This is a genomic window from Hyphomicrobium sp. 1Nfss2.1, assembly GCF_965243865.1.
GTDB lineage: Bacteria > Pseudomonadota > Alphaproteobacteria > Rhizobiales > Hyphomicrobiaceae > Hyphomicrobium_A.
Window position 1 is genome coordinate 121,320 of record NZ_OZ251603.1, and the last position, 23,090, is coordinate 144,409.

A 23,090-nucleotide genomic window follows, 5' to 3' on the forward strand; every position below is an offset into this window, starting at 1 on the left:
AAGCGCCGCCTAGCCCCTCGACAGAGGCGGGAAGGTGTGCGAGCACCGCGGGCGGGTAGCAACGCGGGGTCTCATCCGTCATGGGCAAGGACAAGAGCGGCAAGGCCGAAAAGCAGCTTGCGGCAGCCAAGGCACTGGCGCGTGATCTGGGCGAAAAGCTCGACCTCAACGCCTCGCTGCGGTTGTGGGACGGCTCGCTGACCCCGCTCGGCAAGAACGTCACCGGCCCGTTCGAGCTCTCGATTGCCGATGCCGGCGTCATCGGCTCGCTGCTGCGTTGGCCGACGCTCGACAACTTCATTCGCCATTACGTCGACAAGGGCATCGACTTTTCCGGTGGCACGCTGATCGACCTCGGCTCGCAGCTCAACAAGGGCGGCCGCTCGGTGAAGCTCAAGGGCCGCGATGCCCTGAAGCTATTGGGTCAGCTGTCGCCATTCCTGTTCGCGCGCTCCGACGACGCCTCCGACGATCAGGGCTTCGAGGGCGAGATCACCGGCCGTCGCCGCAAGGTCTCCGACAACAAGGACTTCATCCAGTTCCACTACGACCTGTCGAACGATTTCTACGCGCTCTTCCTCGACCCCGAGATGGTCTATTCGTGTGCGTACTACACCGACTGGAACAACGACGTCGCGCAAGCGCAGCGTGACAAGCTGGAGATGATCTGTCGCAAGCTGCGCCTGAAGCCCGGCGACCGCTTCCTCGACATCGGCTGCGGCTGGGGTGGTCTTGTCTGCCACGCGGCGAAGAACTACGGCGTCACCGCGCACGGCATCACGCTATCGGAAGAGCAGCTCGCCTTCGCCAGGGAAAAGATCAAGCGCCTAGGCCTTGAGGATCGCGTCACCGTCGAACTGAAGGACTATTCGATGATGACGGGCGCCTTCGACAAGATTGCCTCCATCGGCATGTACGAGCACATCGGCCTCAAGAACATCCCCGGCTACATGGGCAAGATGCAGTCGTTGCTGGCGCAGGACGGCCTGTTCCTCAATCACGCCATTTCCCGCCGCGCGCCCAAGCAGGGCTGGTTCAAGCGCCGAATGCGCCCCGAGCAGAAGGCGATCGCCAAATACATCTTTCCCGGCGGCGAGCTGGACGACATCGGGCACTCGATTTTCGCCATGGAACGCGCCGCTTTCGAGGTACTGGATGTCGAGGCTTGGCGCCTGCATTACGCGCGCACCTGCAAGCTCTGGTGCGAGCGTCTGACCGAGCGGCGCGAGGAAGCGCTGAAATACGTCAGCGAGGAGAAGTACCGCATCTGGGTGGCGTATCTGGCCGGCGTCTCGCTCGCGTTCTCGCGCGGCACGCTGCGGATCTACCAGACGCTTGTGTCAAAGAACGCCAAGCGCCCGCCCGCCGTGCCGCCGTCACGCGCCGATCTCTACCGCTGAGCGGAGCCGGTTACGCCGGAGCACGCGCCTTTTCGTCTTCCTCGGCTTTGAGCTCCTTCTTCGACAGCTTGCCGATCATCGTCTTCGGCAGCTCGTCGCGGAATTCGATCTGCGAGGGCATCTCGATCTTGGAGATGCGCGCGGCCAAGTGCTCGAGCATTTCCTCGACCGTGGCACTCATGCCTTCCTTGAGGCGCACGAACGCCTTCGGCGCCTCGCCGCGCTTCTTGTCGCGGATGCCGATCACTGTCGCTTCGGCCACCGCCGGGTGCTCGTAGATCGCCTCCTCGACCCGCCGCGGATAGACATTGAAGCCCGACGAGATGATGAGGTCCTTGATCCGGTCCTCGATGAAGAAGAAGCCGTCCGCGTCCATGCGTGCCACATCGCCCGTGCGCAGAAACTCGCCGACCATCTGATCGGCCGTCTCCTTCGGGCGCTTGTAGTATCCGCGCATCACCTGTGGACCGCTGACGCAGATCTCACCTTTTTCGCCGAGCGGCACCTCCTGCGTCGGATCGGCAAGGTCGCGCAGCGACACGACTGTTCCCGCCAGCGGCATGCCGATCGATCCAGCCTTAACCGGACCATCGATCGGATTGCAGGTCACCACGGGCGATGCCTCGGACAGCCCATAGCCCTCTACGACGTTGCACCCGGTGACCTTCTCGAACCGCTGCTTCACCTCGATGGGCAACGCCGCGCCACCACATAGGCAGAACTTCAGCGAGGACAGGTCATGGTTCGTTATCTTCGGATGGTTGAGCAGCGCGTTGAACAGCGTCGGCACTCCAGGGAGCACCGTCGGCCGCGTCTTGTCGATCAGCTTCAGCGCCTCATCGAGGTTGAAGCGCGGCATGATGATGATTTCCGCAGCGTGCGCGATGCCAAGGTTCATGACGACAGTCAGCGCAAACACGTGGAAAAATGGGAGCACCGCAAACACCCGCTCCACGCCGTCTTCCAGTTCCGGTGCCGTCGCCGACACCTGCTGCACGTTCACGTAGACGTTGGCATGGCTCAACATGGCGCCTTTGGGCGTGCCGGTGGTCCCGCCCGTGTACTGCAGCACGGCGATATCGTTGATGGGGTCGATTGCGACGGGGTCCGGCTGGCCGCTGGCAGCCATCAATTCGGCTTCGAGAAGCAGCTTCTCGCGCACGGGAGAGGCCGCGGGATTGCCCAGCTCACGTGCCCGGAACAGCCGGAACAACGTCGCCTTGGCCAATGGCAGCAGCGCGGGGAACGAAGCGACGACGGCGCGTTGCAGGCAGCCGGCCGTGATGAGCGCCTCCACCTTGTCCAGGAGCACTTTGAGGTCGAGCGTCACCATCAGCTCGGTGTCGCTGTCCTTCACCTGCTGGCTCAGTTCCGCCACAGTATAGAGTGGATTGAAATTAACGACGGTGCCGCCAGCCTTGAGGACTGCGAAGAAGTAGACGATGAATGTCGGCGAGTTCGGCAGCAGAAGGCCGACTTTCGTGCCCTTCTTGACGCCTAGCTGCTGCAACCCGAGCGTTGCCTGCTCGACCTGCCGGCCAAGTTCGGCGTAAGTCAGCGTCCGACCTAGGAAATTGGTACAGGTGAGGCCGCCGAAGCGCGCCACGGCGTCGTCGAGCAACTGATAGAGTGGCGCGACCTTTAGAGGCATATGCCAGTCAACGCCGCGCGGGTAGTGATCCAGCCAAGGCATGGCTGGCTGCGACGCGTTGGCCGGAGGCCGGGTGCGGACCATCGTCGACATCCTCGAGCGTCTCCCGGGCTAGACTACTGGTCGCAGTATAGCGCCAGGCCTATTGCCGGACAGTTGCGGTCGCTCAGCCGCAAATGCAATAACAGGAGCTTGAAAGCCGCTTTGTTATTGAACACGTTTCGCCCGCCAGGACCAAGCGGAAGGTTACGGCAATTGGCGGCAGAGCAACGGTTGTGAAGAGGTTTTGCTGTACCTTGAATGACAGCTGACGCATGGAAACAGCTCTATGCGTTTGCCAAACCGGCCCCTCCGGCCGGCTGCTGGCCCTCTGCTAGACTTGGCTGGCGTTTAAGGATATGTGACGCCTCAGCTTGTTGTGCTAGTGGGCTGGCACTAGTTAGAAACGAACGAACACGGGCCCCAGGCTTCAATAAAGCGGGGGTGGGAGACTGATATGGACGAAGTTGGCACCAAGATCGTCGAGATCCTGAAGAAGCACATGAAGGAGCCGCGCGACGACATCTCGATGTCGACGCCGCTTACGGATCTCAAGATTGAATCCCTCGATCTGGCGATGATCGTTTTTGATATCGAAGATACGTTTGGCATTGAAATCCCTTACAACGCCAACGAGGATGTCGAGGATTTCAAGACCGTTGGTTCGGTTGTCGATCGCGTTAAGGAACTGGTCGCTAAGGGCCCAGCCGCTGCCGGCGCCAAGGCCTAACCTACAAATACGAACGCTGGCATCGGGGCACCTTTGGTGTGCCCTTGCCATATCTCTCCGCGAGCTCCCCCCGAGGCGCTTTTGCCGGCTCGCACAATAACTCTCGCGGCGCCAGTGCGCCGCTCACAACCGAGCAGGTAACTAGATGTCAAACGCGAACGGCGCGCGCCGCGTCGTGGTGACCGGAATGGGCGCCGTGACGCCGATCGGCCTCAATGTGCCCGATCTCTGGGCCTCGATGCATGAGGGCAAGTGCGGTGTTACCGAGCTTGGCGGCTTTCCCGTCGACGATCTCAAGATCCTTATCGCCGCCCAGATCAAGGACTTTGATCCTAAAGTACGCCTCAAGCATTTCCAGCGCGATAAGCTGGTTATGCACGCCGACCGCTATTCCTGGTTCGCCGCTGCAGCCGCCGACGAGGCCGTGCGCCAATCGGGCCTCACATTCCCCGTCGCCGATCCTTATCGCTCGGCCTGCATCATCGGTTCGGGCGCCGGCGGTCTCACGACCTACGAGCAGTCCTATCGAGCCCTGTTCCTCGAAGGTAAGCGCGCCACTCATCCGCTGACGCTGCTGCGCATCATCGGCTCCTCCGCCAGCGCCCACGTTGGCATTGAGTTCGGCATCAAGGGACCGACCTTCGCAACCTGCAGCGCCTGCTCGACGGCAACCCATGCCATCGGTATCGCTCGCGACTACATCAAGAACGGCGTCGTTGACGTCGCCATTGCCGGCGCATCGGAGTCGGTCATCAACTACGGCACCATGAAGGCTTGGCAGGCACTGCACGTCCTGTCGCCGGAAGGCTGCTTCCCGTTCGCCAAGAAGCGCAACGGCACCGTGCTCGGTGAGGGCTCAGGCATCCTCGTGCTGGAATCCTATGAGCATGCCAAGGCGCGTGGCGCCACCATCCTGGCCGAGATTGCCGGTTACGGCATGACCTCCGACGCCAAGGATATGGTGAACCCCGACATCGAAGGCCCGCGCGAAGCCATGCGCATGGCGCTTGACGATGCCCAGATCTCGCCGTCGGACATCCAGTATCTCAACGCGCACGGTACCGCGACGACGATCAACGATGCCAACGAGACGCGCGCAATCAAGGCAGTCTTTGGCAACCACGCCAAGAACCTCGCCATCTCCTCGACCAAGTCGATGACCGGCCACCCACTCGGTGCCGGCGGCGGCATCGAAGCAGCGGCCTGCATCAGCGCGATGCGGGAGGGCTGGGTTCCGCCGACCATCGGCCTCGACGATCCCGATCCCGAGTGCGACCTCGATTACATCCCCAACGTCGGCCGCAAGCTGGACGTGACATACGCCATGTCGAACTCGTTTGCCTTCGGTGGTCTCAACGCCGTGCTGGTTTTTGGTCCTCCGCCCGCCTGATAGGCGGCCGATCAGCAACGCACACTGAACGATTTTTGCGCCACGCCTTCTTGGGCGTGGCGCTTTTGCATCCACCAATTCGCTCTGAATTCATCTTGTTTCCCAAAGCCTTTCGGCACGCGGTGTGAAGTGCTTAGGTCAAACAGTCCTTGCGGGCGCCCCGCGCAGCTGGTGACGGTGCACGCCAGGGTATTGCTGACAAACCGTGGCAATGACAGATTGTCGCCAACGGCAGCACGAGACTGACCGGCTTGGGAGGCGGATGATGCGCGAGATTGTGATCCGTGCAGGGAAAGTGGCTATCCGCGCGCGCCTCCTCGAAACGCCCACCGCGGAACGCATTTGGGCGGCGCTCCCCATCCATGCCGAGGCCAGCCTTTGGGGGCATGAAGTCTACTTCAGCGCTCCCGTTAGCTCGGAGACCGAGCCGGGTGCCCGCGAGGTGGTCAACGCCGGAGAAATCGCGTTTTGGCCAGATGGCGAGGCCATCGCCATAGGCTTTGGACCCACCCCATTGTCGCGGCGCGGAGAAATCCGAATGGCCAGCCCGTGCAATATCTGGGCGATGGCACTCGATGACGTTAGCCGGCTGAAGGGCGTGCATGCCGGGGAAGGCGTCTCCATCGTCGACGCCAACGGTGAGGCGTAGAGCGGCTCCGCTCTAGAGCGAACCATCAGCCCGGCATGTCTAATAATCGCGCACGGCTCGCAGGAGCGCCTTCTTGTGCAACGCAGCGATTGTGCTAGCCTTTCACTCCCCTCGATTGGCCGCGAGCATCGACGGCCACGAGCGGGAGGATCGCCAGTGGAAATGGTTTTGCGGTTTCTCGTCGGCGTCGCGGCGGCCTGGATCACCCCGGATCCCGCTCCGCAGCAAGCCCAACTGTCGGCCTACGAGGAGCGCTGTCCCGAGCAGCGCTGCCACCTGCGGCTCGTCCGCTAGGGCTCTACGTAGGCCCCAGAGGTCACGTCTCGTTCCAGGTATATTCGAAACCAGGTCGTGAACTGATCAGGATTGCGCGCCGCATCGGCCTGAACGTCGGACAGCGGGCGCCAGCAATGCGCCTCGGCCTCTTCATCATCAGGCCGAACCTCCCCATCCCAGCAGCCGGTGAAGATGTGCACATACTCGTGCTCAATGAGGCCGCCACCGACATCGGCGCGATAAACAAGGCTGTGCAGCGGCGTGAGCGGGCAGGAAAAGCCCATCTCTTCTTCGAGCCGTCGCGCCGCGGCAACCGCGGTATCCTCACCCGGACGCGGGTGGCCGCAACACGCATTCGTCCACAGTCCGCCCGAGTGGTACTTGCCCGGATGCCGCTTCTGCAAAAGCATTTTGCCCGCACCATCCTCGATGAGAACCGAAAACGCCCGATGCAGATCGCCGCGCCGATGCGTCAGCAGCTTCGGCGCCGTGCCGAGCGGATTATCGTCGCGGTCGACGAGGATGACCTCCTCCAGAGCATCGATCATGCTCGCGTGTGCTCCATTTCCGCAGCAGTCTGCGGCTCTCTCTCAACCCCGAAAACGTGATCGAGCATAATCTGCTTGATCTCACTAGCTTCAATCACGCCGCCCGGCAGCATGCCCGGCGCCGACGACATGACGAGCGGGCTACGCTCCGGCGGATTGTCCGCGCGCCCGTGTGAGCCGCGCACCAGCGAGGCGTCGAGCGGGATGACGTCCATCAGCGCACGCAACCCGAGCGCCCGTTTCAAAAGCCGCCAGCCGATTGCCAGTTTGGGCCACTTGATCTCAGGGTCGAGAAACAGCTCGACCGGATCATACCCCGGCTTGCGATGAATCTCGACCAGCCGGGCAAAATCCGGCGCCCGGGCGTCATCGAGCCAGTAGTAGTAGGTAAACCAGGCGTCTGGCCGCGCGATCGCTACCAGTTCGCCAGAACGCTCATGGTCGAGGCCATGTACGCGCTTCTCCTCGGTTCCCCAGATCTCGTCGATCCCGCCAATCTGCTCCAGCACGGCCCTGACCCGCGGGATGTCGTCCGGATCGGCGATGTAGACATGCGCCACCTGGTGGTCCGCGAGCGCGAATGCGCGCGACTGCGGGGCATCCAGCAATTCCCCGCCAAGTTCTTCGCGAACCGCGAGGAAGCCAGATTGGCGCAGCGCGCGGTTGATGTGCACCGGCCGCTTCACCGGCACGATCCCGTACTCCGATACGATCATCACATTGCGCCCGGAGGCGTCCGCCGCTTTGACGAGATCACCCACGACATCGTCGATCTCGCGCAGGTCGGGTGCGATGCCCGGATCGTCCGGTCCTAGCCGTTGCAACACGTAGTCCAGATGCGGCAGGTAGGCGAGAGTGAGCGTCGGATTGCGGCTCGCCATGACGTGCAAGGTTGCGTCCGCTATCCACCGCGTCGACGATATGTTCGTCGCCGGACCCCAGAACGAGAACAGCGGAAACGTCCCCAGCGTCCTGGTCAGCTCATCGCGAAGCTCCGACGGCTGCGCATAGCAGTCCGGAATCTTCCGACCGTCAGCTTTGTAGATCGGTCGCGGCGTCACGGCGTAATCTGCACTGGAGGCCATGTTGAACCACCAGAACATGTTTGCGCACGTGAACGCCTTATCGCGCCGCTTGCCCGCGTCCCAAACCCGCTCTCCGTCGAGTAGCTTGTTCGACTGGCGCCACAGCCAGATTTCCGCCAGGTCCCGAAACAGCCAGCCGTTGCCGACCGCACCGTGATCAGTCGGCGGCGTGCCGGTGAGGAACGTCGCCTGCACCGAGCACGTCACGGCCGGCGTTACGGTCTGCAGCGGACGCACCCCCGAACGCTCGGCGAATGCCGAGAGATTGGGCGTGTGCTCCCCGATCAGCTCCGGTGTCAGCCCGACGACATTGAGAACGAGGAGGGGATGCATGACCCGAGCCGCAATGCCCTCCGCTACTTCTTCAGCGAGTCGATGAAGGCGATGATCTTCAGGATCTGGTCCTGCGTCATGCCACGTTTGGAGAATGGACGCATCGCGCCTGCTGCGCCCGAGTGGATAACCTCGAACTTGCCGAGATCGGTGTTCGCGCGCGGGTTGATCACGACATCGTCGATCAGGTTCGGACCCATGCCGCCCGACGCATCTGGCTTGTGGCAGACTTGGCAGTTGTCATTGAAGATCTTCTTCCCTTCGGCAATCGCGTCGGCATTACCAACGTACGGGTTCGTCCCCGTTTCGTGGAACGACTTTACCGCATCGGTGAACGTCTCGCCCTTGATCGGGCTGAGATCAAGCGGTGAGTCATCAAGAGCGTTGCGGAACTCGATGGCGATGGCGGGGATGGCGAACGTGACCGCGGCGACGGTCAGGACTGCAAGTGTGCGCGACGCACGCTGTGTAAGGGACATCAAGACATTCCTATGGGATTTCGAGGCGCCAACAGGGCCTCTCGCAGACGGGAGCGAGAGGCCCTGGCGGTCAATGCAGGATCGTTTTGACGATCACTTCCGGGTCTTGGCTACTTCCGCGCCAGCCGGTACTTTGTCAGCCGCTACCACACGCCAGAGTGCGCCCGGCGGGTTCGCCAGCGGGCCCTTGTCGTCGGTGTAGAAGCAGTCGCAGTTGACGGCGAGCACGGTGCCGTCTTCATCGTTGTTGCCCGAGGTGAACTGCAAAGAAGTCTGCAGCAGCTCCTGCAGCTGCCACTTCTTGCCGTCCCAACCCGTGCCGAACACGCGGCCCGAGCACCAGTCGCCGGTGAGGAACACGCCGTTCATGCCAGCGTAGTTGGCAACGCCGAGGCCCATGACCGAGCAGCCCCAGCCGTCCTTGAGCTTCTCAGCACCCGGATAGGGCTCCTGGTGCGGATACTCGGCGACCGGAAGCACGCCGACCTGCGGGCACTTGTCGTCGGGTCCAGTCATCGGATGGCAGTTCGTACCCATGTTGAACTTCCAGCCGTAGTTCTCGCCGCCCTTGCTGTTGGCCGGCTGCCAGTCGATTTCTTCGAGATGGTTCTGGCCGACGTCGGCGATGAACAAGCCGCCGTTCTTGCGGTCGAAGCGGAACGCATACGGGTTACGCAGACCGTAAGCCCAGATCTCCGGACGGGTGCCCATATGGATCTTGGAGAAGCCTTCCTCGGTGATGCCGAAGAGTGCCATCATGCGATCCTGGTAGGCATGAGCAAAGGGATTGTCGTCAGGGATCTTGTAGCCGACGTTGTCCGGCGTATTGACGTCGATGCGGAGCAGCTTACCCCACAGCACATCCTTGCGCTGACCGGCGTCGAGGGGGTCACCCTCCCAGCCGGCGTCACCCTTGCCGACATACAGATAGCCGTCGGGTCCGAACTCGATGCCGCCGCCGTAGTGGTTGTAATAGGGCTGCGGAATGATGGTGATCACCTTGGCGGATTTCTGCGCCTGATCGACCGTCACTTCATCCGGGCTGCCCGAATCCACCGTATAGCGCGTGATCATGTGCGCGCCGTTGAATGGCAGAGACGAGTAGCTGACGTAGAAGTAGCCGTTCTCTTTGAACTTCGGATCGAAGGCGACGGCCCACAGGCCCTGCTCGACGAAGCCCGTCTGAACTTCTGTGCCGAGCGGCGTATTCTTAGTGAGGTCGAGGAACGGCTTCTCCAGAACCTTGCCGTCCTTCACGACCTTGATGCGACCAACGCGCTCCACCACGAAGATTCGACCAGAACCATCAAATGCTGAAGCGACGCCGACTGGATCGTTGAAGCCATCAGCGATCTTCACGAGCGCGATTTTAGGATCGCCCGGCAGCTTTCCTCCGGGACGCGCGACCTGCGAGGCCTCGGTCGGCACTGTCTGGGCGGTGACCGCAGTCACTCCTAGAGTGCCGAGCGCGGCCATCCCTATCGACGCGGCCTTTAGCAACCGCATTCCCATTGAACGTTCTCCCATTTCCATTGTCGCGACTTTTTCTCGCGTTGCGCGTTTGCGCTAGCCGCATTCAACTCGATGTTCCGGTGATCTGGAGCACCTGCCCTGCGGCGTTTGAACGCTAGTGAATGGAATTCCCCGAGACAATGGATAGGGGGCGCTGTTCCAGAATTTGACGCAAATAGGAAAGTGTAGGCACGAAGAATTGCCACGTATTCCCGACGACTTTTGCCGACTTATCCATTGTCACGAGGCAACATTTCTGCTTGCGCGAAAGTCATAAGCAAAACCATTGCTTGGCCGCGTCAAAACGCGCATGATCCGCACTCCCAACGGTGCGGCTGACGTTCAATCGGTGCGCCGGGGTCCGGAAGGCCGCAGTGGCAAAAGTCCAGGGCGTTTCCGGCAATTGCTGATAGCAAATCGGCAAATAATGCACGTCGTAAGGGGAAATGCGTGGGCAAGGCACTTGGTGACGCGCTGGCGAAGATTGAATCGTACGGCGAAGAACGAACTTTCATACAACGGTTTTCTGTTTCCTATGAGTTCCCCGTCTATTTTGCCCGTGATGTTTTTTCTGAAACGAATTCTGTTCTCGCCGAAGCATTAACGCGCGCCCCGGGAAAGCGCCGACGCACAGCCGTGTTTGTCGACGAGGGTGTCGTGCGTGAAATGCCAGATCTGCCGCGCCGCATCGCAACCTACCTGGGGTCGGCCGGCAATGGCATCGAACTCGCCGGACCCGTCGAGCTCATCGCTGGAGGCGAGGGCTGTAAGAACGATCGAGGTCTAGTTGCCCGCCTGCAGCAGAAGCTCGTCGATGCCGGGCTCGACCGTCATTCGTACGTGCTTGGCGTCGGTGGTGGGGCGCTTCTCGATCTGATCGGCTACGTCGCCGCGACGACGCATCGTGGCATCAGGCACATTCGTGTTCCGACCACGGTTCTGGCACAGAACGATTCCGGCGTCGGCGTGAAGAACGGCGTCAACGCGTTCGGCTGCAAGAACATGCTAGGCACGTTCGTCCCGCCGGTTGCCGTCATCAATGACTCTGCCTTCATCGATATCCTGCCCGGCCGCGACAAGCGCGCTGGGATGGCCGAGGCCGTGAAGGTGGCGCTCATTCGTGATGGCGCTTTCTTCGATTGGCTGGAGGAAAAGGCCGGCGCGCTCTCGCTGTTCGCCTCCGAGCCGCTCGATCATCTCATTCGCCATTGCGCTCTTTTGCATATGCGCCAGATCGCAACCGGCGGCGATCCATTCGAGCGCGGGAGTGGCCGCCCGCTCGACTTCGGACACTGGTCGGCGCACAAGCTGGAGGGCCTCTCGGGCTACGAGCTTCGCCACGGCGAAGCGGTCGCTATCGGCGTTGCGCTCGATACGCGTTATTCAGTCCTCGCGGGGCTTCTGCCGCACGGTGAGGACTTGCGCGTGCGCGCCCTGCTGCACCGGCTTGGTTTTGCCCTCTGGCATCCGGCCTGCGAGGCGCGAAACGAGAATGGCGAACTGAAGCTGCTCGCTGGTCTCGAGGAATTCCGCGAGCATCTCGGCGGCGAGCTGACAGTGACGCTTCTGTCCGCGATCGGAACCAGCGTTGACGTCAACACGATGGACTCCGCCCTGATCGAACAGGCGATCGATTGGTTGCGACCGCAGGACGGCGTGTAATGCGCCTGCCCCTGCCTGGTTCGCCCCACCTCACCTACTGCACGAACATCCATGCAGGTGAGCGCTGGGCCGAGATCGAAGCCGCGCTACGCAAGCACGTCCTGCCGATCAAGGCAGAGGTGTCGCCCGATCAGCCGATGGGCATCGGCTTGCGCCTGTCTGCAACCGCGGCAGACGAACTGGCCAAGCCGGAGGCGCTCGCAGCTCTGAAGGCGTTCCTCGCCCAGTCGGATCTCTACGTCTTCACGATCAATGCGTTCCCGTATGGCAACTTCCACGGCACGCGCGTGAAAGAGCGCGTCTACGAGCCCGACTGGCGTGATGAGCGCCGCGTGCAATTCTCCAACAGGGCTGCCGATATCTTGGAAGCGCTGCTGCCGGAGGGAATGGAAGGCAGCATCAGTAGCGTGCCCGGCGCCTACAAGGAGGCGATCAATGGACCGATCGATATCGCCCGCATGGTCCACCACCTGATCCGCCACGCGGCGTACCTCTATAGGCTTGCCGAGGAAACGGGAAAGCACATCTCTCTCGCGCTCGAGCCGGAGCCATGCTGCTTCCTGGAAACGGTCGACGAGGCCATCGACTTTTTCAACGACCACCTTTTCGCACGCCAGTCCGTCGAGACGTTCCGCCGCCTGACCGACATCTCGACCCGAGAGGCACGCGAGGCCCTGCGCCGTCATCTGGGGATTTGTCTCGATGTGTGCCACGCCAGCGTCGAGTTCGAGGACCCGGTTGAGTGCCTGGGCCGGTTGGCAGCCGTAGGCATTAGGGTGCCGAAGATTCAGCTCAGCTCCGCTCTGCGCATTCCCGTCGTCGACGCCAACGCGGCCGAGCTTTTGGCCCGCTTCGATGACGGCGTCTACTTGCACCAGACAGTGGAAGTGCAGGGCGATCGCGTCACCCGATATCGCGACCTGCCCGAAGCGTTCGATGCGCTGCGCAGCGGGCGTGCCGGCGGCGAATGGCGCGTTCACTGTCACGTGCCGCTCTTTCAAGCCGACTACGGCGCCCTGCAGTCGACCCAGCAGCCGCTCGCAAACCTGCTGGCCGCATGTAAACGCAGCGCTCTCGCGCCGCATCTGGAAGTCGAAACCTATACCTGGGACGTGCTGCCCGCAGACATGCGCGGCATCGATGTCAGCAGCGATATCGCTCGGGAGCTCAAATGGGTTCGCTCGCAACTCGGCGCGTGAGCGGTTGGCGCACAGCGCTGAAGCTCGGACGCGTCTCTAATCTACCGACCATCTGGAGCAACGTCATTGCCGGCAGCGCGCTGGCGGGCGGTGCGCCGATCCACTGGCTGCTGATGATGGCCGTCGCCATTTCCGCGATGTACGTCGCTGGCATGTTTCTCAACGATGCCTTCGACCGCAATATCGACGCTCGCGAGCGCCCAGAGCGGCCGATTCCATCGGGTGAGGCCAGCGCCGACGCGGTGATCGTCGTCGGTGCGTCGCTGCTCGTCGTCGGTGTCGTCGGGCTTGCAACCGTAAACGATCACGCCGGCCTTGTCGGTCTCGCCCTCGCAGGCGCGATTTTGCTCTACGACTGGCAACACAAGGGCAATCCATTTGCACCCTTCGTCATGGGGCTATGCCGCGCCCTGGTTTACATCGCCGCCGCATCGGCAGCCGTGACGACGCTATCGCCAACCGTGCTTCTGCCGGCGGCCGCCATGCTGCTGTATGTAGCTGGCCTCACATACACGGCGCGCCAGGAGAACCTCGACAGGGTGACAAACCTGTGGCCGTTGCCACTGCTCGCCGCACCTGCCGCTGTTGCGCTTGCCGGATCCGACTTTTCACCTGTCGCCATTGTCTCCTACATCGCCCTGGCGGCTTGCGCCCTGCGTGTCGGCCAGCTTCTCAAGCGCCGGCAATCGGGAGACGTCTCACGTGCGGTCGGACTGATGATCGCCGCGATCTCCATCAATGACGCGCTCTTCGCCACAACGACGGGAATGGACTATGCAGCCATCGCGTGTCTCGCCTGCTTCATCCTCACCCTCATATTCCAGCGCTATGTCCCAGCAAGCTGAACCCGGAACCACGATGATTGACGACGCCGTGAAGGCGCGCATGGAACTGCTGCGCGGATGGCTCGGCCGCCGCCTCGCACCCGATGCGCTCGCCTGGGTGGACGAGCAGACCACACGCATCGCCGACGCGCCCGCGGGACTCCCTTTGGCGCGCGCGCTGGGGCTGGCGCCGCGCCGCGTTGGCCGCGCGCTTCTGCAACTCGACGGCAGCGAAATGGCGCAGGCGCAAGCCGTACGCCCGGGGCTTGATGCGAGTGACTGGACGCTCGACCAGGCGGCCCGCATTCTTTTCGCCCTGGCCAGTACCGCCGCGGGCGAAGAGCAGTTTGCTGCCCGCCTCGACGCCATTCTGAGATCCGGAGAGATCGGCGAGCAGATCGCGCTCTTTCGCGGCCTGCCACTCTATCCGGCACCTCAGCGCCTGCTACCCCTGGCGGGCGAGGGCATCCGCTCGGCAATGCAGCCCGTCTATGAAGCGGTTGCCCATCGAAGCCCGTACCCGGCGGAGAACTTCAGCGAGGCGATGTGGAACCAGATGGTGGTGAAGGCTCTCTTCATCGGATCGACACTCGCACCCATCCAGGGCCTCGATGATCGCCGTAACGCAGACCTCGCCCGCATGCTCGTCGACTACGCGCACGAGCGCTGGGCCGCATCCCGCGACGTCAAGCCGGAGCTATGGCGTTGCGTCGGGCCGTTCGCCACCTCGGAGGACGATTTCGCCGACCTGCTGCGTGTGTTCTCCTCCGGTAACGACGCCGAACGCTACGCGGCCGCGCTTGCGCTGTCGGAATGCCCAACGCCCGACGCCCTGGTGCTTCTAGAATCCGCGCCCGATCTGTGGCGTGACATCCGCAATGCAAAACTCACCTGGGAGAAGCTCGCATGAACGCCAACGCCAAAGCCCCGCACGGCGGCGAGCCGATGGCTTACATCGACCCGCACGCCCATATGATCTCTCGCACCACCGACGACTACGAGGCCATGGCTGCCGCCGGTGTCGTCGCCGTCATCGAGCCTGCGTTCTGGATCGGCCAGGCGCGCACCAACGTCGGCAGCTATAGAGACTACCTCTCACACATTCTCGGCTTCGAGCGCTTCCGCGCCAGCCAGTTCGGCATCCAGCACTATTGCTGCATCGGCCTCAACTCCAAGGAAGCCAACAACGAGGCCTTGGCCGAGGATGTGATGGCCATCCTGCCGGAGTTCGCCACCAAGGAAGGTGTCGTTGCCATCGGCGAGATCGGCTTCGACGAGCAGACCGCGCTCGAAGAGAAGTATTTCCGCCTGCAACTCGATCTGGCGCGTGAGCTTGAACTCCCGGTGATGATCCATACGCCTCATCGCGACAAGAAGCGCGGCGTCACCCGCTCTATGGACATTATCATGGAGCATAAGCTCTCGCCCTCGCGGGTCGTCATCGACCACGTCAACGAAGAGACCGTTCGCGAGGTGACAGAGCGCGGTTTTTGGGCGGCGTTCTCAATCTACCCGCACTCCAAGATGACGGCTGAGCGCATGTGCGCCATCGTGCGCGACTATGGCGCGGGACAGCTCATCGTCGACTCCGCCTGCGACTGGGGTATTTCCGATCCGCTGTCGGTGCCGAAGACCGCCATGCTGCTCGCCGAGCAGGGCGTCGCAGCGGCCGACGTCCGCCGCGTGACCTACGCCAATGCTCTCGCGGTCTACGGCCAGAGCGGCCAGATGGCTGAGGAAGATTGGGCCAACCGCGCCGTCGACCAGACCTCGCGCTACGATGGCAACACCATTCTCCGCGGTGGCCAGAACCCGCGCATCGAGACGACGGAAGGCTGATCGCTCCCGAACATCATCTCTCCAGGTCTTGGAGAGTTTGGAATGTGCGCCCGGAATACTTCCCGGCGCGCATTGCCGTGATTGATCACGGTTCGGCGGTAATGCTAGGCCCCAGCACACAAAAACCGCTCACACGTCATTGGGGGAAACCTTGAACCGCATCGTAATCGCTGCGCTTGCATTGGCCGCTGCTCTGCCAATGCTGGCAAACGCTCATGGACCAAGCCGCAAAAAGGAAATCTCGACCATCGAGATCGACGCCCCGGCCGACAAGGTCTGGGAGGTGGTCGGCAACTACCGCGACATGGGCTGGCATCCACAGATCGACAAAACCGAGGCCGATCCTGGCGAGTACAAGAAGGAAGTGACGAAGCGCAAGCTCACGTTCAAGAACGGCGCCATTTTCACCGACACACTGACCCGCTACGAGCCCGAGAACAAAACCATCGCCTTCCTCACCAATGATGAAGACCTGAAGACGCTTCCTGTCGAGGGCTACTCATCGACCATCTCGGTCGCTGACGAGGGTGGAAAATCGAAGGTCGAGTGGAAAGGTGCCTTCTACCGCGGCTACATGAACAACGATCCCCCGCCCGAGCTCAGCGACAAAGCCGCCATCGCCGCGGTGACAGCGTTTCAGAAGGAAGGCCTTGAAGCGCTGAAAGCCAAGCTCGAAGGCGGCAAGTGAGCATGGCGAGAAAAGGCTTGGCGCGCCGCGTAGCGCTAGCCGTCGCGCTCTGCATCGCCGGCGCGGCTGCGCCGGCGGTAGCAGGCGAGGCAGTGCGCGAAGCTTTCGTCACCAGTCAGCTTGCCGACAGCGTCGGCGTCGTCGATCTCGCCACCATGAAGCAGGTGGCCGAGATCGCCGTAACCGGCAAGCCGGCGGGCATTGCCATGTCGCCGCAAAGAGACTTCGCCTACGTCACGACGCCCGATGGCAACGGGCTGGTTGCCATCGACACTTCCGCGCGCAAGGTGGCATGGCGTCTGAACGTGGGCAAAGGTCCACTTGGCATCGCCGTCAACCCGCGTACGGGCGCCGTTTATGTCGCCAATTGGTACGGCGATGAGATCGTATCGGTCGACCCGAAGGCGCAGCAGGTGACGCACCGCGTCAAGGTCGGACGCGCGCCCTCCGGCATCGCTGTGACGGAGGATGGCACCACCATCCTCTCCGCTGACCGCGAAAGCGACGCGATCAGCATTATCGATGCTACGAGCTTCAAGAGAACCGGCGAGATCAAAGTCGGCGAGCACCCCTTCGGCGTTGCAATCGAGCCCGGCGGTCGGCGTGCCTTTGCCGCCAATGTCGTCAGCAATGACGTGTCGGTCATCGACCTCGGCGCGCGCAAGGTCACCGCAACCGTCAAGGTCGGCGCGCGTCCGTATGGTGTCGCCTTCGCAAACGGCAATGCCTTCGTCACCAACCAGGCCGCACGCTCGCTCAGCGTCTTTCGCCTGTCGGACCTTCAGCCTGTCACCTCGATTCCGGTCGGCGATTACCCGGAAGGCATCCAGGCGACCTCCGACGGAACAGCAGTCTACGTAGCCTGCTGGGGCGACAACATTCTGCAGCGCATCGATACCTCCACGCTCAAAGCCGATGCCAAGGCGGAAGTCAGCGACGGGCCGCGCGCATTCGGCGCCTTCCTGCGCTGAAGCGCTCGTCAGGCCTGGGCGGTCTCGAAGATCAGCGACGTCGCCATTCCGCAGATCGCCAGGTTGTTGCACATCGCATGGTTCACTTGCCGTGTGCGCGGCTGCATCGCCGTATAGTCGAGATCGCACCGCGGGTCGGGATCATCGAGCGCGATCGTCGGCGGAATGATGCCATCCTCGATGCTCTTGATGCAGGCGATTGCTTCGATTGCCGCAGCCCCGCCGAGTGCGTGTCCGTGCATCGATTTTGTCGACGAAATGGACAGCGCGTTCGCGTGCGATCCGAATACCGCTTTCAGCGCCTCAGTTTCCGAGACGTCGTCTCTGACGATGCCGTCCCCGTGCGCGTTGACGTAGGCGATGTCCGCGGCATCGAGACCGGCGTCGTCCAGAGCCTCGCGCATCACATGCTCGGTCACTTCCGTGTCGACGCCGAACATGCCGTCGGACCCGGTCGCCATCCCGAAGCCGCGCATCTCCGCCAGAGCGCGCGCACCGCGCGCCCGCGCATGGCTCTCCGCCTCGAGAATGAGAACGCCTGCGGCCTCCGCCAGAACCGTTCCGTTATGCCGCTTGGCGAACGGGAAGCAGCCATCGGGCGACAAGAAGTGCAGCGCGTCGCAGGCGAGCAGCGCGCTGTAGGTCACTGTGCTGTCTGCGCCGCCGACGATCGCAACGTCGGCGATTCCACGCCGCACATGATCGAAGCCCAGACCTATGGCATGCGCCGCGCTCGCCCCGGCGCTGCACAGCGCGAACGTCGGCCCCTTGATGCCGTATTCGATGCCGATGTGCGCCGCCGCCGATGACGATACGATGCGCGGCAGAAGCATCGGATGCACCGCCCGCTTGCCCGCGAGAAACCGGTCGCGCCCGGCGATCTCCACGGCGATGTGCCCGCCCGCGGCCGAGCCGATAATGCACGCAACCCGCTCCGGGGCCTCTAGCGGAAACGAGAGCCCGGCTTGCGCCATTGCCTCATCGGCAGCGGCGGCCGCGAGCCAGCAGTAGCGGCTCGAATGCATGATGGTCTTGTCGCGCAGCCACTTCGAGAACCGGCTGGTCGGATCGAAGCCCGTGATGCTTGCGGCGATGCCGATCGGTACCTCTTCGCCAATCCCGGTAACCGGCCCTATGCCCGACTTACCCGCGCAGAGCGACTGCCAGTAGTCTGCAACGTTCTGCCCGATCGGCGTCACGGCGCCTACTCCGGTCACGACGACACGACGATGTAGGTTTGCCTGCAGCATGACGCCACGCACACGATGAATGCAAAAAAGGTATCGCACACATTATGTCATCGACGTTGAAGCAGGATTACTACACGGCCTATGAAGCTTGCGACGTACTTTCCTAAAATTGCATCGTGAACGGAGTTTTGTGACGGCCGCGCCCCGCCGGTCGGTTCGTGCGGCGCTTCTATTTCGAGTTCGCCGCGGCCCGCAGCGGCGTCTCCATCACTTTGACCACGTCCCCCGGCCGCAGCAGCGCGTTGGGACTGACGATGACCCGATCCTTGACGGTTAGTCCGAGTGCGATCACCACCCGCTCGCCGAGGTCGCGCGTCACGCTCACCGAACGGAACGTCACCCGGCTTTCACCATCGACGATCGCCACCATCTGCTGGCCGTTGCGCGTCGTCAGCGTATTCGTCGGCACCGTGACGAGGCCGCCGCCCTGGTCAACTTCGATGGCAACCTGGCCGTTCATGCCTGCCGGAATGCGATTGTCGGCATTTTCCATCAGCAACTCGGCACGCATCGTGCTCGACAACTGATCGATCTGCCCCGAAACCCGCACGATGCGCGCCGATCGCGGCTGTGGCAGCTCGGCGAAGATCACCTTCGCCCTCTGCCCCTGCTTTACAACCAGGGCAGAGGATTGCGGGATGTCGATGAGGATGCGCAACTCGTTCAGCCGCGCGATGCGCAGCAGGTAGCCACCCGGCTGGCTGGAATCGGCGAGCACCTTGTCGCCGCGCTCGATGTGGCGTGCGATGATGGTGCCATCGAAAGGCGCACGCACCGTCTGAAAGCTCTGCACTTCCTCCAAACGCTTCACCTCTGCAAGCGCCGCGGCAAGGTCCGCTTCGGCCGCGCTTTTGGTCGCGCGCCGCTCATCGACCGTCTGCACCGAGACGTGCCCCTTGTCGACAAGGCTCTCGCCACGCTGCAGCGTCGCATCGGCCAGCAGCAGGCGAGCGCGCACCTGGTCGGCAGCTGCCCGCGCCCGCCGAAGCTCCTGCTCGATTTCCGGCGCCTCGATGATGACGAGTACGTCGCCCGCCTTCACCTGATCGCCGATGTCAACGCGCCGTTCCGACACGATCCCGCTGGCGCGCGAGGAAAGCAGCGCTTCTTCGGCTGGGGCGGTGCGCCCGGACAATGTCAGCGTCGCGGCGCCGGGCACGGCCTCGGGCATCACGATGCGCACGCTGCGCACCACGGCGCCTGTCTGCTTCTTCTCCGGCAAAGGCACGCTATTATCGCCCAGCCCCGCGAGTTTCATCACGTGGCTGAGCGCTGTCGCGCCGTCCGCCTGCGCCGCCCACACGGCGATGCCGCCGCACCCAGCGACCACCGCGGCGAAGGCGATGAACTTGCGGGTCATGAACGAAGCTCCTTGGTCATTCGGCTGGCACCGGGGCGTGCACTGGGCTGGTCTCGGTCGCACCGCGCGCATCGCGCCGGCGCCGGCCAAGACCAGCCAGGGTCGAGAACAGGAACGGCACGAACGTCAGCGTCGCGCATGTGCCGAATATGAGGCCACCGACAACTGCGCGTCCGAGCGGGGCGTTCTGCTCACCGCCCTCGCCGTGACCGATAGCCATCGGCAGGATGCCGATGATCATAGCAGTCGCCGTCATCAGCACTGGACGCAGGCGCGTGCGCGCCGCGTCTATGGCAGCCTGCCTGGGGCTCTCGCCTTCAAGCAGCCTGTCGCGGGCAAAGCTCGTGACCAGCACGCTATTGGCGGTCGAGACGCCGATCACCATGATGAGGCCGGTGAGTGCGGGCACAGACAGCGGCGTGCCCGTCATCACCAGCGCGAACAGCGCACCCGAGATTGCGATCGCCAAACCACCCATGGCGATCCCGGGCATGATCCACGACTGGAAGTTCACCACCATGACGAGGTAGACGAACACTGCCGCCATCGCCATGCCGCCGAGCATCTCTGCGTAGGCTTGGTCCATCGACTGCGCCTGCCCGGCAATCTCGATGCGGTTGCCCGGCTTCAATCGCGGCCGCGCGCTGTCTACCAGCGCGCGGATGTCGCTATAGACACCACCGAGGTCGCGTCCTTCGACATTCGCCAGCAGTGTCGTCGTTGGCTGCAGCGTAGTCCGGTCGATGTTGGCGGCAATCTTGCGCACCTGCAGCGAGGCAAAGGCCCGCAACGGCACGGTCTCGCCGCCCGTAGATGGCCGCACCGGCGTATTCAGCAGCTGCTCGAGCGTCGTTAGATTGACCGGCGGCGCCACCACTTGCACCGTGTAAGAAGCGCCTTGCGCCGGATCAGCCCAATAGCTGGGCGATACCGTGCCGGATGCGCCGAGCGCAGCCAGCAGCGCGGTCGCCGCGTCCTGCGGCGTCACGCCGATCTGCAGCGCACGTACCCGGTCGATCTCCAGATAGTAGGAAGTTAGGTCGCGCACCTGCCGCTGCGCAATGTCGACGGCACCTGGAACGCTATGCATGCGCGTCATCAATTCGCGTGCGATCTCTGCGTTGCCCGGCACGTCGCGGCCGATCAGCCGCACCTCGATGGCCGTCTGCGCAGAGCCGGCAAGCGTCTGCGAGGTGGCATCAGCAGGGCGGAAATATGTGACGAGATCTGGGAACTTCGACTTCAGCATCGCGCGGATGGCACTCACGTACATCGGCGTTGGCGCGTGCTTGTCGGCGAGTTGGATCAGCATATCGCCATCGAACGAGCCAATGACGCCGCTGTCGACCCAGGCGAGGTTTATAGGCTCAGGGCTGCCGATGTTCTCGGCGATGAAGCCCACCTCATCGGTAGGAATGATGCGGCGGATCTCGCGCTGCACGTCGGCAAACCGCGCCGCCGTTTCTTCCACCCGTAGGCCCGTCGGCGCCCGCAGATAAATACGGATCATGCCCGCGTCAGTTTCTGGAAAAAACTCGCGCCCTAGATGGATGCCCGACCACGCGCCGATGCTGAGCGCAACAAATAGGCCCAACAGTGGGATCGCCTTCCACCGCAATAGCAGCGCGGCGATGCCGGCAACGATGCGCTCGAGCAGCGACAGAAGTTGGTCGACCCGCGCCGTTAGCCAGCCAAAAAAGCCCTGCGGCGCATGGTGCGGGCCGGCGGACAGCATCATTGACGCCAGCGTCGGCACCAGCGTGCGCGACAGCACGTACGACGCCGCCATGGCGAACACGACCGACAGAGCCAGCGGGATGAACACGAACGCCGCCGTCCCGGTTAGCAGAAACAGCGGCGAGAAGACGATGCAGATCGACACCGTCGAGACGAATTCCGGGAACGCCACCTCGCTGGCGCTCTTGAGGATCGCCTCGTTCAGTCCAAGCCCCAACTCGAGATTGCGATTGATATTCTCGATCTCGACCAGAGCATTATCGACCAGAATGCCGATGGCCAGCATCAGACCACCGAGCGTCATCAGGTTGAACGTATTGCCGGTCAAGGCGAGCCCCGTGATCGACGCCAGCAAGGCCAGTGGGATCGACGTCAGCACGATCAGCGAGGAGCGCCAGCTGCCAAGGAACACCAGCACGACCAGCGCAACGAGACAGCCGACGACGATCGCCTCCGTCATCACGTTGTCGATGGCGCTGGCAACAAACACCGATTGATCAAACACCGGAGCAATGCTGATGCCTTCCGGTGCTGCCGCCTGCAGCTCCGGCATCCGCGCCTTGATCTGGCTGACGATGTCGAGCGTCGAGGCATTGCCAAGCTTCAGGATCGACACGATGACCGCGTTCTGCCCATCGAGGCGCGCGATGTTGCTTTGCACCGCCTGGCCATCACGCACGCTTGCCACGTCCGAGACGCGAATGACCCGCCCATCGACGGAGCGCAGCGGAAGATCGGCGAAGTTCGCCACAGTCTCCGGGCTGGCGTTCGTGGTGATAGTGATTTCGCGCGTGCCCACCCGCAGCGCACCAGATGGCAGCGTAAGGTTCTGCGTAGCGGTTGCCTTGGCGATGTCGCTCGCCGCAAGTCCGTAAGCCTGCAGCGCTTCCGGCTTCAGGTCGATCATCACCTGTCGTGCTGCGCCACCATAGGGTAGCGAGAGACGGATGCCGCGGATCGACTGAATCTGTGCGCGCAGCTGCAGGCGTGCGTAATCATAAAGCGCACCATCGGTCAGCGAGTCCGATGCCATCACCAGCTGCAGGATCGGAACGCTCGACGGCACGTAGGGCACGATCAACGGCGGGTTCGTGCCGGTCGGCATACGCCGCAGGATCGTCTGGCTGACCGAGGTAACCTGCGCAAACGCATCGGTCACGTTCGTGCCCGGCTGGAAGGTGACGCGGACGATGCCGACGCCGTTGATCGTCTCGGATCGCACCTCCTTGAGGTTGTCGACGTTGTTCATGATGGCGAGCTCGCTGAACGAAGTCAGCTTGCTGGCCATCTCCTGCGGATTGAGCCCCTGATACGTCCAGATCAGGTTGATAGCCGGAATGTTCACCGAGGGCAGGATGTCCGTCGACATCCGTTTGGCGCTGAGGCCGCCAAGCAGCAACAGCAGCATGGCAAGAACACCGATGCTGTGGCGGTGTCCCAATGCGTATTTGACGATCCACACGGTCCG

The 23,090-nt window shown here is 62.9% G+C and carries 20 protein-coding genes; 12 read left to right on the top strand and 8 right to left on the bottom strand.

Annotated elements, in window-relative coordinates; all coding sequences use genetic code 11:
* The first annotated feature begins 80 nt into the window (after nucleotides 1–80).
* Nucleotides 81–1,400 carry a class I SAM-dependent methyltransferase gene (locus tag ACP15D_RS00525; protein WP_424955630.1) on the top strand — a complete coding sequence of 440 codons (1,320 nt, stop codon included), beginning with the start codon at nucleotides 81–83 and terminating at the stop codon, nucleotides 1,398–1,400.
* A gap of 10 nt (nucleotides 1,401–1,410) precedes the next feature.
* On the opposite strand, the gene ACP15D_RS00530 is transcribed toward ACP15D_RS00525, so the two are convergent.
* The gene (locus tag ACP15D_RS00530) at nucleotides 1,411–3,144 is read right to left on the bottom strand and encodes a long-chain-fatty-acid--CoA ligase (protein ID WP_424955631.1); all 1,734 of its coding nucleotides are present in this window, start codon (nucleotides 3,142–3,144) and stop codon (nucleotides 1,411–1,413) included.
* Nucleotides 3,145–3,547: 403 nt separating this feature from the next.
* Between ACP15D_RS00530 and ACP15D_RS00535 the strand changes: the two genes are divergently transcribed.
* The 4 genes from ACP15D_RS00535 to ACP15D_RS00550 all read left to right on the top strand — a co-directional run bounded on the left by ACP15D_RS00535 (nucleotide 3,548) and on the right by ACP15D_RS00550 (nucleotide 6,153).
* Nucleotides 3,548–3,820 (top strand): acyl carrier protein, encoded by a 273-nt coding sequence (locus ACP15D_RS00535; RefSeq protein WP_072377208.1) that lies wholly within the window; start codon nucleotides 3,548–3,550, stop codon nucleotides 3,818–3,820.
* A 145-nt stretch (nucleotides 3,821–3,965) separates the two neighbouring features.
* The gene (locus ACP15D_RS00540; RefSeq protein WP_424955632.1) at nucleotides 3,966–5,210 is read left to right on the top strand and encodes a beta-ketoacyl-[acyl-carrier-protein] synthase family protein; all 1,245 of its coding nucleotides are present in this window, start codon (nucleotides 3,966–3,968) and stop codon (nucleotides 5,208–5,210) included.
* Between the two features lie 265 nt (nucleotides 5,211–5,475).
* On the top strand, nucleotides 5,476–5,859 hold the full coding sequence (locus ACP15D_RS00545) for a cyclophilin-like fold protein (protein ID WP_424955633.1): 384 nt from the start codon (nucleotides 5,476–5,478) through the stop codon (nucleotides 5,857–5,859).
* A 156-nt stretch (nucleotides 5,860–6,015) separates the two neighbouring features.
* Nucleotides 6,016–6,153 carry a hypothetical protein gene (locus ACP15D_RS00550; RefSeq protein ID WP_171988138.1) on the top strand — a complete coding sequence of 46 codons (138 nt, stop codon included), beginning with the start codon at nucleotides 6,016–6,018 and terminating at the stop codon, nucleotides 6,151–6,153.
* Here the strand turns inward: ACP15D_RS00550 and idi are convergent.
* The 4 genes from idi to ACP15D_RS00570 form a co-directional block, all read right to left on the bottom strand.
* On the bottom strand, nucleotides 6,150–6,683 hold the full coding sequence (idi, locus tag ACP15D_RS00555; RefSeq protein WP_424955634.1) for an isopentenyl-diphosphate Delta-isomerase: 534 nt from the start codon (nucleotides 6,681–6,683) through the stop codon (nucleotides 6,150–6,152). The genes ACP15D_RS00550 and idi overlap by 4 nt on opposite strands.
* Nucleotides 6,680–8,101: a nucleotide pyrophosphatase/phosphodiesterase family protein gene (locus tag ACP15D_RS00560; protein WP_424955635.1), complete on the bottom strand. Its 1,422-nt coding sequence runs from the start codon at nucleotides 8,099–8,101 to the stop codon at nucleotides 6,680–6,682. The genes idi and ACP15D_RS00560 overlap by 4 nt, the downstream gene beginning before the upstream one ends.
* Nucleotides 8,102–8,124: 23 nt before the next feature.
* Nucleotides 8,125–8,580: a c-type cytochrome gene (locus ACP15D_RS00565; RefSeq protein WP_424955636.1), complete on the bottom strand. Its 456-nt coding sequence runs from the start codon at nucleotides 8,578–8,580 to the stop codon at nucleotides 8,125–8,127.
* A gap of 93 nt (nucleotides 8,581–8,673) precedes the next feature.
* On the bottom strand, nucleotides 8,674–10,092 hold the full coding sequence (locus ACP15D_RS00570; protein ID WP_424955637.1) for a PQQ-dependent sugar dehydrogenase: 1,419 nt from the start codon (nucleotides 10,090–10,092) through the stop codon (nucleotides 8,674–8,676).
* Between the two features lie 450 nt (nucleotides 10,093–10,542).
* Here ACP15D_RS00570 and ACP15D_RS00575 point away from each other — a divergent pair, with 450 nt between their 5' ends.
* The 7 genes from ACP15D_RS00575 to ACP15D_RS00605 all read left to right on the top strand — a co-directional run bounded on the left by ACP15D_RS00575 (nucleotide 10,543) and on the right by ACP15D_RS00605 (nucleotide 17,275).
* The gene (locus ACP15D_RS00575) at nucleotides 10,543–11,754 is read left to right on the top strand and encodes a 3-dehydroquinate synthase (protein WP_424955638.1); all 1,212 of its coding nucleotides are present in this window, start codon (nucleotides 10,543–10,545) and stop codon (nucleotides 11,752–11,754) included.
* Entirely contained in the window at nucleotides 11,754–12,953 is a 1,200-nt protein-coding gene (gene eboE, locus ACP15D_RS00580) for a metabolite traffic protein EboE (RefSeq protein WP_424955639.1), read from the top strand. Before ACP15D_RS00575 ends, eboE begins: the two co-directional genes overlap by 1 nt.
* Nucleotides 12,926–13,798, top strand: a complete 873-nt coding sequence (locus ACP15D_RS00585; RefSeq protein ID WP_424955640.1) for a UbiA family prenyltransferase — start codon at nucleotides 12,926–12,928, stop codon at nucleotides 13,796–13,798. The genes eboE and ACP15D_RS00585 overlap by 28 nt, the downstream gene beginning before the upstream one ends.
* 13 nt (nucleotides 13,799–13,811) lie before the next feature.
* A complete protein-coding gene (locus ACP15D_RS00590; RefSeq protein ID WP_424955641.1) occupies nucleotides 13,812–14,687 on the top strand; it encodes an EboA domain-containing protein in 876 nt (291 codons plus the stop codon).
* Nucleotides 14,684–15,616 (top strand): TatD family hydrolase, encoded by a 933-nt coding sequence (locus ACP15D_RS00595; protein ID WP_424955642.1) that lies wholly within the window; start codon nucleotides 14,684–14,686, stop codon nucleotides 15,614–15,616. Before ACP15D_RS00590 ends, ACP15D_RS00595 begins: the two co-directional genes overlap by 4 nt.
* A 199-nt stretch (nucleotides 15,617–15,815) precedes the next feature.
* Nucleotides 15,816–16,304 (top strand): SRPBCC family protein, encoded by a 489-nt coding sequence (locus ACP15D_RS00600; RefSeq protein ID WP_424959151.1) that lies wholly within the window; start codon nucleotides 15,816–15,818, stop codon nucleotides 16,302–16,304.
* Nucleotides 16,305–16,306: 2 nt separating this feature from the next.
* Entirely contained in the window at nucleotides 16,307–17,275 is a 969-nt protein-coding gene (locus ACP15D_RS00605; RefSeq protein ID WP_424955643.1) for a YncE family protein, read from the top strand.
* 8 nt (nucleotides 17,276–17,283) lie between these two features.
* Here the strand turns inward: ACP15D_RS00605 and ACP15D_RS00610 are convergent, their stop codons facing one another.
* The 3 genes from ACP15D_RS00610 to ACP15D_RS00620 form a co-directional block, all read right to left on the bottom strand.
* Nucleotides 17,284–18,525 (bottom strand): beta-ketoacyl-[acyl-carrier-protein] synthase family protein, encoded by a 1,242-nt coding sequence (locus ACP15D_RS00610; protein WP_424955644.1) that lies wholly within the window; start codon nucleotides 18,523–18,525, stop codon nucleotides 17,284–17,286.
* Between the two features lie 169 nt (nucleotides 18,526–18,694).
* Nucleotides 18,695–19,885: an efflux RND transporter periplasmic adaptor subunit gene (locus ACP15D_RS00615; protein WP_424955645.1), complete on the bottom strand. Its 1,191-nt coding sequence runs from the start codon at nucleotides 19,883–19,885 to the stop codon at nucleotides 18,695–18,697.
* A 16-nt stretch (nucleotides 19,886–19,901) separates the two neighbouring features.
* Complete coding sequence (locus ACP15D_RS00620) at nucleotides 19,902–23,084, bottom strand: efflux RND transporter permease subunit (RefSeq protein ID WP_424955646.1); 3,183 nt, start codon at nucleotides 23,082–23,084, stop codon at nucleotides 19,902–19,904.
* Nucleotides 23,085–23,090 lie beyond the last annotated feature (6 nt).